This is a genomic window from Kribbella sp. NBC_00889 (assembly GCF_045207705.1).
Classification (GTDB): domain Bacteria; phylum Actinomycetota; class Actinomycetes; order Propionibacteriales; family Kribbellaceae; genus Kribbella.
In genome coordinates this window covers 2,191,236-2,206,324 of record NZ_CP108783.1, presented here as the reverse complement: position 1 = coordinate 2,206,324, position 15,089 = coordinate 2,191,236, and the positions used below count along the sequence as shown (strand labels likewise).

General features: G+C 68.6%; 13 protein-coding genes. 8 read left to right on the top strand and 5 right to left on the bottom strand.

Going from position 1 to position 15,089, the window contains the following annotated elements; genetic code table 11:
• The first annotated feature begins 11 nt into the window (after positions 1-11).
• Genes OG817_RS10710 through menC form a run of 5 tightly spaced genes read left to right on the top strand, consistent with a single transcriptional unit; the run spans position 12 to position 6,619 of the window.
• Positions 12-1,781, top strand: a complete 1,770-nt coding sequence (locus OG817_RS10710; RefSeq protein ID WP_406053630.1) for a serine hydrolase — start codon at positions 12-14, stop codon at positions 1,779-1,781.
• Between the two features lie 24 nt (positions 1,782-1,805).
• Positions 1,806-3,530: an ABC transporter family substrate-binding protein gene (locus OG817_RS10705; RefSeq protein ID WP_406053628.1), complete on the top strand. Its 1,725-nt coding sequence runs from the start codon at positions 1,806-1,808 to the stop codon at positions 3,528-3,530.
• 25 nt (positions 3,531-3,555) lie between these two features.
• Positions 3,556-4,647 carry a M20 family metallopeptidase gene (locus OG817_RS10700; RefSeq protein ID WP_406053626.1) on the top strand — a complete coding sequence of 364 codons (1,092 nt, stop codon included), beginning with the start codon at positions 3,556-3,558 and terminating at the stop codon, positions 4,645-4,647.
• Entirely contained in the window at positions 4,644-5,513 is an 870-nt protein-coding gene (locus OG817_RS10695) for a GNAT family N-acetyltransferase (RefSeq protein WP_406053624.1), read from the top strand. The genes OG817_RS10700 and OG817_RS10695 overlap by 4 nt, the downstream gene beginning before the upstream one ends.
• Entirely contained in the window at positions 5,510-6,619 is a 1,110-nt protein-coding gene (gene menC, locus OG817_RS10690) for an o-succinylbenzoate synthase (protein WP_406053622.1), read from the top strand. Before OG817_RS10695 ends, menC begins: the two co-directional genes overlap by 4 nt.
• On the opposite strand, the gene OG817_RS10685 is transcribed toward menC, so the two are convergent.
• Complete coding sequence (locus OG817_RS10685) at positions 6,620-8,212, bottom strand: helix-turn-helix domain-containing protein (protein WP_406053620.1); 1,593 nt, start codon at positions 8,210-8,212, stop codon at positions 6,620-6,622.
• 467 nt (positions 8,213-8,679) lie between these two features.
• Positions 8,680-9,708, bottom strand: a complete 1,029-nt coding sequence (locus OG817_RS10680) for a DUF4037 domain-containing protein (RefSeq protein WP_406053618.1) — start codon at positions 9,706-9,708, stop codon at positions 8,680-8,682.
• Positions 9,709-9,832: 124 nt separating this feature from the next.
• On the opposite strand from OG817_RS10680, the gene OG817_RS10675 reads away from it, so the two are divergent.
• The 3 genes from OG817_RS10675 (at position 9,833) to OG817_RS10665 (ending at position 11,241) form a co-directional block, all read left to right on the top strand.
• Positions 9,833-10,396, top strand: a complete 564-nt coding sequence (locus OG817_RS10675; RefSeq protein WP_406053616.1) for a dihydrofolate reductase family protein — start codon at positions 9,833-9,835, stop codon at positions 10,394-10,396.
• Between the two features lie 70 nt (positions 10,397-10,466).
• On the top strand, positions 10,467-10,898 hold the full coding sequence (locus OG817_RS10670; RefSeq protein ID WP_393382454.1) for an SRPBCC domain-containing protein: 432 nt from the start codon (positions 10,467-10,469) through the stop codon (positions 10,896-10,898).
• Positions 10,888-11,241 carry an ArsR/SmtB family transcription factor gene (locus tag OG817_RS10665; protein ID WP_396393387.1) on the top strand — a complete coding sequence of 118 codons (354 nt, stop codon included), beginning with the start codon at positions 10,888-10,890 and terminating at the stop codon, positions 11,239-11,241. The genes OG817_RS10670 and OG817_RS10665 overlap by 11 nt, the downstream gene beginning before the upstream one ends.
• Here the strand turns inward: OG817_RS10665 and OG817_RS10660 are convergent.
• The 3 genes from OG817_RS10660 to OG817_RS10650 are packed head-to-tail and all read right to left on the bottom strand — an operon-like array spanning position 11,218 to position 15,061.
• Positions 11,218-13,326: an alpha-galactosidase gene (locus OG817_RS10660; protein WP_406053613.1), complete on the bottom strand. Its 2,109-nt coding sequence runs from the start codon at positions 13,324-13,326 to the stop codon at positions 11,218-11,220. The two genes, OG817_RS10665 and OG817_RS10660, sit on opposite strands and share 24 nt — an antisense overlap.
• A complete protein-coding gene (locus OG817_RS10655) occupies positions 13,323-14,147 on the bottom strand; it encodes a carbohydrate ABC transporter permease (RefSeq protein ID WP_406053611.1) in 825 nt (274 codons plus the stop codon). Before OG817_RS10655 ends, OG817_RS10660 begins: the two co-directional genes overlap by 4 nt.
• A complete protein-coding gene (locus OG817_RS10650; RefSeq protein WP_406053609.1) occupies positions 14,144-15,061 on the bottom strand; it encodes a carbohydrate ABC transporter permease in 918 nt (305 codons plus the stop codon). The genes OG817_RS10655 and OG817_RS10650 overlap by 4 nt, the downstream gene beginning before the upstream one ends.
• Positions 15,062-15,089: the final 28 nt, after the last annotated feature.

The window sequence follows — 15,089 nt, the reverse complement described above, 5'->3', positions numbered from 1 at the left end:
AAGGAGAAGGCATGAAGGAACAGCTGGAGCAGGTGCTCGGGCCAGTGCATGCGCAGGCCTGGGTGCACGCGGTCGACCTCACCACCGGCAAGGAGGCCGGGTACGGCGAGGACACCGCGGTGGTACTGGCGAGCGTGTTCAAGATCCCCGTACTGGTGGAGTTGTTCCGCCGGTTCGGCGACGGCCGGCTCGATCCGGCGACGCGGATGGACGTACCGGTCGACGGTCGCTCCGCCGGGCCGACCGGGCTGTCGGTGATGGCCGGCCCGATCGAGCTGTCGCTGCGCGATCTGGCGTACTGGATGATGAGCGTCAGCGACAACGCGGCCACCGACATCCTCGTCAACCTGCTCGGCACCGAGTCGATCAACGCGACCGTGCGCGAGCTCGGACTGACCGCGACCCGGGTCGACGGCACCTGCGACGACATCTACCAGACCATCTACGCCGACATCCCGGACACCGACGAGCTCGAACTGGAGGCCTGGCGAGCCGCCCGGGCGATCGATCCCGCGCGCACCCTGCAGGCCTCGACGCCACGCGACATCACCAGACTGCTCGCCGCGATCTGGAACGACGAGGCAGCGCCTCCCGAGCAATGCGCGGAGATGCGTCGCATTCTCGCGGGGCAAGCCTGGCCGCACCGACTCCGCAGCGCGTTCACCGAGACGGGCACGATCGTCAGCGCCAAGACCGGCACGCTCCGGTTCTGGCGGAACGAGGCAGGCGTCGTCCGAACGCCCGACGGAAGCCGGTACGCCGTCGCGTCGTTCGTCCGGACCGACGATCCGGACTACCGGCTCCCCGCGGTCGACGCGGCAGTGGGATCCGTCGCGCGGATCCTCGTCGACAATCTCAGGTCGGTCCCGACCAAGCTCCGTACGCCGGTCACCGCGACCGCGTCGACCCCGGACGAGATCCGCGCGTACGCCGGAGAGCTCGGCGCCGAGATCTGGTTGCACGCGCGTGACCTCGCCACCGGCCGGACGGTCGGCGTCGACGCGGAGACGCCGGTGGTCACCGCCTCGGTTCTGAAGGTCCCGGTGGCGCTCGAACTCGCGCGCCAGGCTGTGGCCGGCGAGGTGGATCTGACCGAACGGATCACGGTGCCGACCGAGGGCCTCGTCCCTTCGCCGTACGGGCTGGCCATGCACCGCGATCCGGCGCTCGTCTCCTACGACGACCTCGCCCTGCTGATGATGGTGATCAGCGACAACGTGGCCACCGATCTCGTGATCGATCGGGTCGGCAAGGACCGTGTGGCCGCACTGCTGGCCGAGCTCGGGTTGCCGGGGACCGCCGTACCGCAGAACTGTGCGGAGATCCTGGCGTCGATCGAGGCCGACCTCGCGATCAGCTACACCGACGACGAACGCGAGCTGGCCGACGTACCGGTGGAGCAGTTGCGTGCGCTGCGGGCACTCGATCCGGCCGGGACCTGCCGGACGACACCGGACGAGATCACCAGCCTGCTGGCCGGCATCTGGCGCGACGAGGCCGCCGACCCGGAGGCCTGTGCGCTGGTGCGCGGCTGGATGGGCAAGCAGGTCTGGCCGCATCGGCTGAGCAGTGGATTCCCCGGTGACGAGGTCACGGTCAGCGGCAAGACGGGCACGCTGCCGCTCGTCCGCAACGAGGTCGGCGTGGTCGAGTTCCCCGACGGCGGCCGGTACGCCGTGGGCGTCTTCACCCGGGCCGCCGATCCGGCTCCCAATGCCCCGCAGTTCGACGGGCTGATCGGCTGGGCGGCCGCGCAGGCCGTGGCCCAGCTGCGTTCCTGACCCTTCTCATCCCCTGGAGCCGACATGGCTTTGCGAACCGCAGTCGTGGCCGCCGCTGGTGCCGCCGCACTGCTGCTGGCCGCGTGCAGCGGCGGTGGCGGTACGACGAACTCCGGCGACGGCCGCGTGTCCGATCCACTCAACACCGCGAACACCGCCACCGTACGATCCGGCGGCACCGTGACCTACACGATCACCTACCCGATCTCGAACTGGAACGTGCTGAACTCCGGCGGCGCGACGTACTCGGTGCTGGACATCTCCAGCGTGCTGCTGCCAGGCGTGTTCCTGATCCAGCCGGACGGATCGCTGGCCCCGAACGAGCCGGTCGCCACGAAGGTCGAGAAGGTCGCCGATTCACCGCAGACGATCCGCTACACGATCAACCCGAAGGCGGTCTGGTCCGACGGTACGCCGATCTCGGCCGACGACTTCGCCTACACCTGGCGGGTGCTCGACCCGCGCCAGTGCCCGAAGTGCCAGGCGTCCAACACGGCCGGGTACGACCGGATCAAGTCGGTCACCGGGTCGAACGGCGGCAAGACGGTGACGGTCGTGTTCGACCAGTCGTACGTCGACTGGAAGGCACTGTTCTCCCCGATCCTGCCGGCGCACGTGGCCGCGACGTACGGGTCGGTGACGACGCCGGCCGGGCTGGAGAAGAGCTTCAACGAGGGGTTCGCGAAGAACGTGCCGAAGTTCTCGGCCGGGCCGTTCAAGATCCAGGAGTACACCTCGGACGGTTCGGTGGTGATGGTCCGCAACGACAAGTGGTACGGCAAGGCGCCGAACCTCGACAAGCTGGTGTTCCGCCTGATCACCGACGTCTCACAGCAGCCGACCTCACTGGCGAACGGCGAGGTCGACGTGATCTACCCGAACCCGCAGGTCGACATCGTCCAGCAGGTCGACGATCTGCCCGGGGTGAAGTACCAGGTCACGCCCGGCGCGTCGGTCCATCAGGTCTGGCTCAACCTGAACGCACCGACGCTGAAGAACATCGCGCTGCGCAAGGCGATCATCCAGGCCGTCAACGTGCAGGGCGTGATCGACAAGACGATCGGGCAGTTCGACCCCACCGCCAAACCGTTGCGCAGTCACCTCTTCATCGAGGGCTATCCGGGCTACTCGGACGTGGACACGGCGAACGAGTACGGCATCGGCGACGTGGAGAAGGCCAAGAAGACCCTGACCGACGCCGGCTACACCGGAGTCGGGTCGAAGGTCGTCGCGCCGGATGGTACGCCGGTACCGACGCTGCGGTTCATCGTTCAGGCCGGTGACAAGCTCCGTGCCAGCGAGGCGCAACTCGTGCAGGCGGCGGTCGCGCCGCTGGGCATCCAGGTCAAGTCCACCCCGGTGCCGAACACGATCGACGGAGTCCAGGCCGGCAACTGGGACCTGACCGTGGGCACCGTGACGCAGTCACCGTTCTCGGCCACCAGCAACATCCCCTACTACCTGAGCTGTCCCGCAGGGGTCACCTTCTGCCGGTTCAACCTGGGCAACTACGGCAACCCGAAGGTGGACAAGCTGCTGAACGCGGCACTGTCCGCGACCAGCGCCGACGTCGCGACGAAGGATCTGCAGGAGGCCGACAAGATCGTGTCCTCGGACTACGCGATCCTGCCGCTCTACCAGAACCGGTCGTTCCTGGCCTACAGCGCGAAGCTCGGCAACATCCGGGAGAACAGCCTGGCGTTCCCCACCTACAACACCGAGCAGTGGGGACTGCTGGACGGCTCATGACGACCACCGCGGAAGGACGACCCCGATGCACGACGTGATGCTGGCAGATCTCGAGCGGCTGATCTGCTGCGAGTCGCCGTCGTCAGACCTCGACGCCCTGCACCGCTGCGCGGATGTCCTGACCGGCATCGGTACGACGTACCTCGGCCAGGCACCGGTCCGGACGGAGGCCGGCGGCCGACCGGTCCTGCGGTTCGGACCGGCCGACCCGGCCGTCCTGCTGCTCGGGCACCTGGACACGGTCCACCCGATCGGCACGCTCGAGCAGACGCCGTACCGAGTGATCGACGGGCGCGTCTACGGGCCTGGCGTGTTCGATATGAAGGTGGGACTGGTGCAGGCCGTGCATGCGATGGCTGCTTGCACTGCCCGCGACTACGTGGGCCTGCTGGTCACCGCGGACGAGGAGCTGGGCTCCCCGGCCAGCCGTGAGGTGATCGAGTCGGCGGCGGCGCGGAGTCGCGCCGTACTGGTGCTCGAGGCAAGCGTCGACGGCAAGCTCAAGACGGCTCGGAAGGGTGTGTCCACCTACGAGTTGCAGTTCATCGGGCGGGCGGCACATGCCGGCCTGGAGCCGGAGAAGGGTGCCAACACGAGCCTGGCGCTCGCGCAGGCAATCCTCGCGGTCAGCGATCTCGCGGACACCTCGGTCGGGACCACCGTCACTCCGACGGTGGCCCGGTCGGGCGTGACGATCAACACCGTTCCGGACACCGCGTCCCTCGCGATCGATGTGCGGGCCGCGAGCAAGGACGAGCAGGAACGGGTGGACAAGGCGATCCGGGCGCTGCCCAGCCCGGTCGACGGCGTGTCGATCGAGGTCTTGGGCGGGATCAATCGCCCACCGCTGGAAGAGAGTCTGTCGGCGGACCTGTTCGCCCTCGCACAGGACGTTGCCGGTGAGCTCGGTCTGCCACCGTTGGAAGGGGCTCACGTAGGCGGCGGGTCGGACGGAAACTTCACCGCCGGACTCGGGATCCCGACGCTTGACGGACTAGGTGCCGTGGGCAACGGTGCGCACACGGTCCACGAGTGGGCCGACATCGCCGCGCTCGGCGAACGCACGCGGCTGCTGACGGGATTGATCGACCGTATCGCCGCCGGGGCGCGCGGATGACGGCCGTGCTCGAGGCCGAGGTGCGCGAGGCCCGGAAGGTGGCCGATGCGGTCGCGCGGGCCCGGGGCCTGACCATTCGCGAGCTGCACGAGCCGATCGAGCATCGCGATGCGGAACGCCTCCTCGGGCGGGTCTGGCGCACCGGTCCGGCCAGCCCACCGGTGTCGGGCGACCTGATGCGTGCTCTGTCGCACGCCGGTGCGTACGTCGCGGGCGCCTTCCTGGACGGCGACCTGGTCGGTGTCACCGCGGCATTCCTGGCCAACCTACCCGGCTCGTCCGCCGAGCTGCACTCGCACATCACCGGCGTCGTGTCCGAGGTTCGGGGCCGGCAGGTCGGCTGGGCGTTGAAGCTGCACCAGCGGGCCTGGTCGCTGGAACGCGGGATCGAGTCGATCGCGTGGACCTTCGACCCGCTAGTCCGCCGCAACGCGTACTTCAACCTGACCAAGCTCGGCGCGCACGTGGTGTCGTACCTGGTCGACTTCTACGGCGAGATGGCCGACGGCGTCAACGCCGGTCAGGGCAGCGACCGGCTCCTGGTGCGCTGGCCGCTGCGGGCTCCCGACGTCATCGCGGCCGCGGCGGGCCATCACATCGAGACACCTGTGGCAGCGGGCGCGACGATCCTCGACACCGATGGCGACGGTCGACCGCGCCGGCTGGCGATGCCGGACGGGCCGACGATCCGGTGCGCCGTACCGGCCGATATCGAGGGAATGCGGCTGGACGACCCCGCGCTCGCGCAGGTCTGGCGAATGGAGGTCCGGGCGGCGTTCCAGGAGGTACTGGCGAGCGGGGCCCAGGTGGCCGGAGTGACGAAGGACGGCTGGTACGTGTTCACGAGGGAGAGGAAGAACCGTTGAAGATCACAGGTGTCGAGCTGCGGCGGATCGGGCTGCCACTGGTGGCTCCGTTCGAGACGTCCTTCGGTGCGCAGACCCATCGCGACATCCTGCTGCTCCGCGTGGTGACTGCGGACAGCGAGGGGTGGGGCGAGTGCGTGGCGATGTCGGAACCGGTCTACTCCCCGGAGTACGTCGACGGTGCGGCCGACGTACTGCGTCGATTCCTGCTCCCCGCGGTCGCCGCCGCTGGGCCGATTACTGCTCCGCTCATTGCCGAGGTGCTGGCGCCGTACCACGGTCATCCGATGGCCAAGGCGGCGCTGGAGGCGGCCGTGCTCGACGCGCAACTCAAGGCGGCAGGCATGTCGTTCGGTGACTACCTCGGTGCGGTCAAGCCGTCGGTGCCGGCCGGGGTCTCGGTCGGGATCATGGCGTCGGTCGACGTACTGCTCGAGGCAGTCGGCGGCTATCTGTCCGAGGGGTACGTACGGATCAAGCTCAAGATCAAGCCCGGTTGGGATCTGGAGCCGGTGCGTGCCGTGCGGGAGCAGTTCGGTGACGATCTGATCCTGCAGGTCGACGCCAACACGGCGTACGAGGTCGGGGATGCCCGGCACTTGGCGCAGCTCGACGCCTTCGACCTCGCGCTGATCGAGCAACCGCTGCCGGAGGACGACCTGCGCGGCCACGCCGAGCTGGCACGGATGATGTCGACGCCGATCTGCCTGGACGAGTCGATCACCTCGGCACGGTCCGCGGCGGATGCGATCGCCATCGGAGCCACCTCGGTGGTGAACGTCAAACCCGGTCGCGTCGGCGGCTACCTCGAGGCCCGGCGCGTTCACGACGTGTGCGCCGCGAACGGAGTCCCGGTGTGGTGCGGCGGAATGCTGGAGACGGGCATCGGACGCGCGGCCAACGTGGCACTGGCGGCCCTGCCAGGCTTCACGTTGCCCGGTGACACCAGCGCCTCCAACCGGTACTACGCCCGCGACGTGACTACGCCGTTCGTACTCGACGGCGGGCATGTCACCGTGCCGACCGGTCCCGGCCTTGGTGTCGACATCGACCGCGACTGGCTGGACGAGATCACGACCGGAGTGGAGTGGGTCGCGTTCTCCTGATCATGCGTCCCCGGCGAGCCGGCGAAGCCGTAGTTGCAACATCGTGGCCAGCCGGACGTCGGGGTCGTCCAGGTCGAGACCGCTGATCTCGCACAGCCGGCGCAGGCGGTAGCGGAACGAGTTCGGGTGCAGGTGAACCGCGGCGGCCGCGTCCGCGACGTTGCCGAAGGCATCGAGATAGGCGACCAGAGTGTCGACGAAGCCGATCTCGTGCCGGTCGTCGTACTCGATCAGTGTGGCCAGCGGTCCCAGATGCAGTTCGCCGTCCTCGGTGACGAGGTCGGCGAGCCGGAGCAGGAGTGACTCGGCCTGGACGTCGTCGAAGCGGGCGATCCGGCGGCTACGGCGGTCCGCCTGCAACACCCGGAGCGCCCGGTCCGCCTCCCGGCGGGACAGCGCGACCTCGGCGAGCGACTCGGTCGTCCGGCCGACGCCGATCACGGCGTCGGCGCGGGCACCGATCCGGGCCAGGAAGTCCTCGGCCAGCCGGATGATGTCGCGATCGCCGTTCAGCACCGTTCGCGTCGAACCGTGGCCGGCCGGGAGGACGACGTACGTGACCCCGCCCACCAGAGCGGCCGCCGACCTCGGGTGTACTGCGGCGAAGTGGAGAGCCAGCGCATCGCGCAGCCGTTGGGAAGCGGCCTCGTTGTCAGCCGCGTCGCCCGCGAGGACCTGAGCGGCCATCACACACAGCCGGCCGTCGGCCAGACCGAGTCTCTGTGCGGCCTCAGACGCACCCGCGCCACCTTCCAGCACAGTTGCGACCAGGTCGGCGCTGAGCCGTCGCTCGACATCCGCGCCGGCCCGGGCGCGAAGCATGTGCAAGGCAACAATCCGCGCGGAGTCGGCGAAGGCCGCGGCACGATCGGCGGTCAATGGTCCCCGGGCGACGGCCCACATCGACCCCAGTACTTCGTTGCCTGCCCGCACGGCGATGGCGACGCGGGGCAGCATCTCGTCGGTCAGCGCCTCGACGTACACCGGCTCGTCGCCGTGGAAGAGCTCACGGAACGCGCCGCGCTCGTGCAGCATCCGGGTGTACCGGTCCGGCACCTGGCGGCCCAGGATCGTCTCGACCCGGCCGGGGTCGGACTCCTCCTGATGCCCGGAGAACGCCAGCACCCGCGACGCCCGGTCCTCGATCGTGACCGGCGCGTCCAGCAAGGCACCGACCGCGTTCGCGAGAGCGAAGAGATCGCCGGCCGGTGCGCCCGCGAAGTCGTCCTTGCCGCCGACCATGTCGGCCGACGCCAGTGACATCGTCCGGAGCAGCGCCGCCACATGCGACCACGACGCCGCCCGGGTCAGCCCGAGCAGCGCGACCGAGCTCTCCCGGACCGCCCTGACGACCGCCTCGGAGGTGTCGACCGGATGCTTCACGACGAGCCCGATCGCACCGCACTCACCGAGCCGCCGCAACAACTCGATCGTCGTCTCCGCATCCCGGACGCCGACTCCGAGCACCAACTCACCTGGACTGACCACCAACTCGTCGTCCGGGTCGTAGATCAGTACGCCGGTCAGCTCAGCGTCGAGCTTCCCCGGCGACGCGACCACATCCAGCAACGTCCGCCCGAGATCCTCGAGCACGCGCGAAAGCTTCGACCTCGCCTGACCACTCATTGCCCACCGATCCTAGTGCCGCCCCACATCGTTGCGCTGCCAACCGACCAGCCTCGGCACCCGAACGCCCGCCACGCCCACCGCCGCCGGTGAGCGCCGCCGGTGAGCGCCGCCGATAGGCCCCGCGCCCGGTGGGTCAGCCCAGCAGAGTGTGGGTTGGCCCACGGGACGCGGCTGGCCAACCCAGCGCCCGGTGGGTCAGCCCACCCGACGGCGGGTTGACCACCGGACTCCGACCGCCCAACCCCACGCCCGGTGGGTCAGCCCATCGGAGTGTGGGTTGGCCCACGGCATCCGGCTGGCCAACCCCGCGTCCGGTGGGTCAGCCCATCAGACGGGGCTGGGCAGGTGGGGTGGCGGCGGGGGGCACACAGCGGTCGGGGCGGGGGGAGGATGTCGAGTGGGCGGGAATCCGGGCACCCCCTGCGGAGGGATCAGGCTCCCGCTGGAGGACGAAAGGCGCCGATCAGCTTCCGGTACGCCGACGGGTTGCTGAGGAGATCGGTGTTGTCGGCGAACTGGTCGATGGCGCCGAACATCCCGAGCGCCCGCACCCGTGGGTCGGTGACCGTGGCCTGGCAGGCGTCGACGAAGCGTTCGGCGCCGAGCACCATCGCCGGGCGGTCGAAGAACTGGCGTGGTGACGGATCGACCTCGGGCGTGATCCCCAACGCGTTGTGGCGCCGCGCGACCAGCTCGTACGCCGTGGTCAGCGCGCGCTCCCGATCGGCGTGGTCGCCGGCCGCGACCACCTCAGCCAGCACTCGGTCCAGTCTGTCCGCGTGCCCGAGCCGGCCGAACGCCGTACCGAGCCATTTCGTGTACGGCGCGTAGGCGCGCGACTGGAGCAGCGCAAGGCGCATCAGGTCCCGGACCAACCGGGTCGCGACGACGCGTGAGCCCAGCTCATCGCCGACCTCGTGCGCACGCTGGACGAACGGCTCCTCCTGCGCGATCCGCGACCACTGACACGTGAGCAACCAGCGCCACAGCTCGTCCGGATACCACTGCAGTGCGGCTCGGACCGGCTCGAGCCGACCGTCGTCGGCGTACACCGCACCTGCGACCACACCCTGCAGCTGCTGCTGTGGCGTGACCATCCAATCCTCGAGGCTGACGCCCATGCTGGCATCGAATCCGAGGTGATCGACCAGCCAGCCGGACAGCGTCGTGACCGTGATGTGGTGAGTCGGCTCCTGCGCATCCCACCCGAACCGCACCGCGTGACCGTCGTACTCCTCCGGCAGGTTGGCCTCGATCGCCTCCCGCACCGGCTCGACGTCGTCGACGAACACCTGCAACCGCGGACCCCAGCCATGGTCCATCGACCGCTCGGTGTCATACCCCAGTACGTCGGACCCCCACCCGAGCAACCCCGCGGCGTGCGGAACCTCCACCACCGGCCTGATCACCTCGGCATAGAACCCACGACTGACCTCGAGCGCCGACCGAAATCCCGTCACCGCCCCATCATCGGGCGAATCGAGGTTCATCCTGGGTCCGGGCCAAACTAGGCCATGTCGAAGTACCGGCGCGTGCTCCGACGTTGCGGGAAAGGTATGACCTCGGCTACGGAAGGTGTTTGAAATGGGAACCACGGTTACTGCTGATCTGTTCATCTCTGCGGACGGCTGGGCCCGCGGAGCGGAGTCGCCGGGGTACTTCGGGTACCTCGGGCCGGATCTGCAGCAGTGGATCGACGAGGAGGGGGCACGGCCGCAGCATGCGCTGATGGGGCGCCGGACCTACGAGGCGCTGGCCGGGTTGCCGGAGGAGGTGAAGGACGCCGGATACGAGCGGATGGCGAACCTGCCGAAGACGGTGTTCTCGCGGACGCTGAAGTCGGTCGAGTGGCCGAACAGCACGATCGAGTCCGACGATCTGGTCAAGTCGGTGCTCGCGCTCAAGGAAAGCAGCGACGTACCGCTGCGCACGATGGGCAGCATGTCGGTGGTGAAGCAGCTGGTCAACGCGGGTGTGCTGGACAACCTTCGGCTGATGGTATTCCCGCTGTTCTGCGGCCCGACCGGACGCGAGTGGGCGTACGACGGGCTGAACGAATCCGAGCTGACCCTCACCAGTCAGCGCGTCCTCGACAACCGCATTCTCCTGGTCGAGTACACGCCGACAGGCAATCCGATCCCCCGCTGAGGTTGGCCGCGGCTACTCCTTGCGGCACGCTATAGTCCAAGCAACCATACGGTTGCAATCGGAGGTTGTCGTGGGCTTTCCAGATCGGATCGAGCGGGTGTTGGAGCTTGCCCACCCGCCGGAGAAGGTGTGGACCGCGCTGACCACAGCCGAGGGCCTGGGCACGTGGTTCGGGAACGAGGCGACGATCGATCTCCGGCCGGGCGGTGTGGCGCGGCTGACCTGGACCAGCGGTGACACCGCCGAGCTGACCCTGGAGCGCGTCGAGGAGCCGACGGTCTTCGCGTTCACCTGGCACATCTACGGACTGCCCGCGGACGACCCGCGCCGGACGTACGTCGAGTTCTCCCTCGAGCCGACCGGCACCGGCACCCGGCTCACCGTGGTCGAGTCCGGCTTCGCCCAACTACCACAGGAGGCACACGACAAGGCGTTCGGCGGCAACAGCACCGGCTGGACCCACGAACTCGGCGAACTGGTCGACTACCTCGATGCCGCCTGAGTCCGGTACGCCGTCAGCACCCGACGTCGAGGCGGTCGCGGAGCAGGTGTTCGTCGCCCTCGCCGACCCGAGCCGGCGCAACATCCTGGCCGCCCTCGCCGTCGGCGGCCCGGCGACCGCCACCGACCTGGCGAACCGCCTGCCGATCACCCGGCAGGCGATCGCCAAACACCTGACCCTGCTGTCCGAAGCCGGCCTTGTCACCGCCGAACACGGCGAGCGTCGCCGTGTCCGCTACCGGCTCCAGTCCGCGCCGATGCAGGTGGCACAGCAGTTCCTCGCTGCACTGGCCCGGGACTGGGACACCAACCTCGATGCCCTACGCAACCACCTCGACAGCTGACCTCAAGCGGATGACCTGACTCGCGTAATCACCGGTCAAGGTCAGCGACAACCCGTGGCTCATCAGCAGGGCACCCGACACCGACGTCTCACCGACCTGGTACGTCGCTGAAGCGTCCAAGCCCTGCAGGCGAAGTGGTCGCGGCGCACTGTCGTATTGCTGCGCCTCCTGATAGACGAGCACGACGGACTCCGTGCGATCAGCCGTCACGTACTGGACCGCCGACGCCGATCGACCAGGCTCACCCAGGCGGTACTGCGATCCGTGCTGCACGACGTGCCGGATGTCCTTGTACTCCGCGATCAGCGTCTTCGCCAACGCGAGGTCGTCGGCCGACCATTCGGTCAGATCTCCACCGATTCCGAGTACGCCGGCCATCGCGACGTGGAAGCGGTAGGTCAGCGGGACCTGACGCTTGTTGATGAACGTCGGCAGGTCCGTCACCCAGCACGACATCGTGCGGGCCGGATAGACCTGGCTGAACCCGTGCTGGATGGAGCGGCGGTCCAGCGCGTCGGTGTTGTCCGAGGTCCAGAACTGGTCGGTGCGAGCCATCATCCCGAGGTCGACCCGGCCACCGCCGCCCGAGCACGCCTCGATCGCGACCCCGGGATGGTTCGCTCGGAGCGCGTCGATGATCGCGTACACCGCCGTCACATGGTCGAACCAGATCCGCCCCTGCCGGTCGGGTTCGGCCGGCCAGCCGGTGTCGGCGAACGGGCGGTTCATGTCCCACTTCACGAACTGGAGGTCGTTCGAGCTCAGCAGTTCGTCCAGCACACCGAGAACCCAGTCGGCGACGTCCGGCCGGGCCAGGTTGAGGACCAACTGGTTGCGCATCAGCGCAGGTTCGCGCCCGTCGAAGTAGTACACCCAGTCCGGATGAGCGCGGTAGAGGTCGGAGTCCGGATTCACCATCTCGGGTTCGACCCACAGGCCGAAGCCCATGCCGAGCGCGTGGACCTTGGAGATCAGCGGTTGCAGCCCGTTCGGAAAACGGTCCGGGTTCACCGACCAGTCCCCCAGCCCGGTCCGGTCGTCGACCCGTTGGCCGAACCACCCGTCGTCCAGCACGAACAGCTCGCAGCCGAGGTCGGCCGCCTGCGTGGCGAGCTCGACCTGGCTCGCCTCGTCCACGTCGAACTCGGTCGCCTCCCACGAGTTGAACAGCACCGGACGGACCTCAGTTGCCCGTGGCAACACGTGCCTCAGTGCGAACGAGTGCCACGCGCGGCTCGTCGTACCAAAACCGCCGGTGCTGAACAGACCCGAGGTCACCGGTGTCTGCAGCTGCTCTCCTGGCTCCAGCCGGCGCGGCCCGAAGTCCTCGTGGCCCCAGCCGAACAGCACCTGCACCGGCTCATCGAGTTCGCGCTGGGCCAGCAGTCGCCACGACCCGCTCCAGTGCAGAGCCGCGCTGTAAACCTCGCCGTGCTCCTCGGTCGCTGATCCGTCGTCGATCGCGAACCACGGGTTGACGTGGTGGCTCGTGATCCCCCGTCGACTCTCCAGCACGAACCGCCCCTCGGCCAGGTCGGTCCGGCCGAGGCGGGTCTCGGCCGCCCACCGCCCGGTCAGATGCGACATCCGGTACTGCGCCTGTTCCGGCATCACCCACGTGGCCGAGTCGAGGCGATGCACATCGACCGCATCACCCGACTCGTTCCGCAGCGTCACCCACCGGTCGATCACGTCGCAGTCGTCGTACACCCGGTAATGAAGGCCGATCCTGACCTCGCGGGCGTCGAACAGCAGCTCGAGCTCACGGCCGTCGTGGACGACATGCCCCGCGAACGACCACTCGGTACTACGGACGTCCCCGAAGCCGAGCGACAACGCGGCCCGTCCGAACTGCAGGCGTCCGTCGAGCGGGTACTCCTCATGGCTGTTGGCCGGCGACCGAAAGCTCGGCCACTCCCCGGCCAACCGGGCGGCCGTACTCGTCGCCAGGTACGCCGCGTCGGCCGGCGTGATCCGGTCACCCCAGTGCGTGTGAATCGGGATGTCGTCGTCGCCGAGGTAGGCCGAGTACGACGTACCGGGCGTGGTGAGCAGCAGGACCCGGTTCTCGAAGAAGACAGTCACTTGACCGCCCCCGCGGTGAGACCGGCGACGAACTGCTTCTGCAGGGCGACGAAGAACAGCAACACCGGCAACGACGCCAGGAACGAGAAGGCGTACAGGGTGCCGAAGTTCGTCGAGTACTCCCCCACCGATCGGTAGACACCGACCGTGACCGTGGTGCCGGACTCCGGGCCGAGGACGATCAGCGGGGTGAGGAAGTCGTTCCAGACCCAGACGCCGAGGAAGATCATCACGCTCGCCGCGGCCGGGCGCAGGGTCGGGAAGACCACCTGCCAGAACAGGCGGAACCGGCTCGCGCCGTCGATGCTCGCGGCCTCCTCCATCTCGACCGGCACCGTGCCGATGAAGCCGGAGAAGACGAACACACCGAACGGCAGGTAGTAGGCGACGTTCGCACAGACCACGCCGACGACGGAGTTCATCAGGCCGGCGGCGCCGAGCACTTGCGTCACCGGCTGCAGGATCACGGCGGGCGGGATCATGAGGCCGGCCAGCAGCATCAGCAGTGCCGGACGCGTCCAGCGGGCGGTGGACCGGACCAGGTAGTGCGCCAGCATTGCCGAGAGCAACGTCAGCGCCAGCACCGAGAGGACGGTGATCTGAACGCTGTTGAGTAACGCCGACCAGTACAGTCCGTCCTTGCGGCCGAGGACGGCGCCCAGGTTCGCTCCGGTCGGCGGCGTCGGCAGCCCGAGTGGCGAGGACTGGATCTCGCTCGGCGGCTTCAGCATGCCCATCACCACGACGTACACCGGGAAGAAGAACAGCGCGGCCAGGGCGACCGCGGCGATCGGGCGTGCGGTCCCGAAGCGGTTCCTCACAGCTGCACCTCCCGCCGTTGCAGCAGGCGCAGGACGACGCCGCTGAGGACGACGATGATCCAGAGCATGATGGTGGCCTCCGCCGCGGCGTAGCCGATCCGGTCGCCGCGGACTCCCTTCTCGATCACGTCGAAGGCGATCGAGGCGGTGGTGTTGCGCCCCGGCCCGCCGTTGGTGAGCACGAGGATGTGCTCGTACACCTTGAAGCCGCTGATCAGCAGCATCACCGTGTTGATCGTCACCGCCGACGCGATCATCGGCCAGGTGACCGAGCCGAACCGGCGCCACCAGCCCGCGCCGTCCACGATCGCCGCCTCGTACAACTCCTTCGGTACGCCGTTCAGCCCGGCCAGGTAGACGACGACGCAGAAGCCGAGCATCTGCCAGCAGAGGATCCCGCTGATCGAGTACAGCGCGATCGACGGGTCGGACAGCCAGCCCGGCGCGGACTCGACGCCCGCGTCGGCCAGCACCTTGTTCAGTACGCCGTCCGGCCGGAGCACGCTCTGCCAGATGACGCTGACCACGATGCCGCTGAGGATCACCGGCGTGAAGAAGACCGACCGCAGCAGCCGGTACAGCAACGACTCGCGATCCAGCAGCAACGCGATGCCGAGACCGAGCACATTCGGTACGACGACCACGATCGCGGTCACCACGAACGTGTTCTTCAGCACCAGCCAGAACTGGTCGTCCTCGAGCAGCCGGAGGAACTGGTCCAGCCCGACCCAACTGGTCCGCGGGTCGAACCGGTTCCGGTCGGTGAACCCCTGGGCGACGGTCCACCCGATCGGAACCAGCACGAGCAACCCGTAGAGGAACAACCCGGGGAGAGCGAACCCGGAGAACTCCCGCACCCGGCGCAGCACGGGCGGCAACTCCCGGCTCTTCGGTGGCCTGCTTGGCCGCAGCATCGACTACCTTTCCTCGTCGGTTGCCGCA

Coding starts and splice junctions, on each gene's coding strand:
- OG817_RS10710 (WP_406053630.1), top strand. CDS start 12: ATGAAGGAACAGCTGGAGCAGGTGCTCGGGCCAGTGCATGCGCAGGCC.
- OG817_RS10705 (WP_406053628.1), top strand. CDS start 1,806: ATGGCTTTGCGAACCGCAGTCGTGGCCGCCGCTGGTGCCGCCGCACTG.
- OG817_RS10675 (WP_406053616.1), top strand. CDS start 9,833: ATGGGAACCACGGTTACTGCTGATCTGTTCATCTCTGCGGACGGCTGG.
- OG817_RS10665 (WP_396393387.1), top strand. CDS start 10,888: ATGCCGCCTGAGTCCGGTACGCCGTCAGCACCCGACGTCGAGGCGGTC.
- OG817_RS10700 (WP_406053626.1), top strand. CDS start 3,556: ATGCACGACGTGATGCTGGCAGATCTCGAGCGGCTGATCTGCTGCGAG.
- OG817_RS10695 (WP_406053624.1), top strand. CDS start 4,644: ATGACGGCCGTGCTCGAGGCCGAGGTGCGCGAGGCCCGGAAGGTGGCC.
- OG817_RS10650 (WP_406053609.1), bottom strand. CDS start 15,061: ATGCTGCGGCCAAGCAGGCCACCGAAGAGCCGGGAGTTGCCGCCCGTG.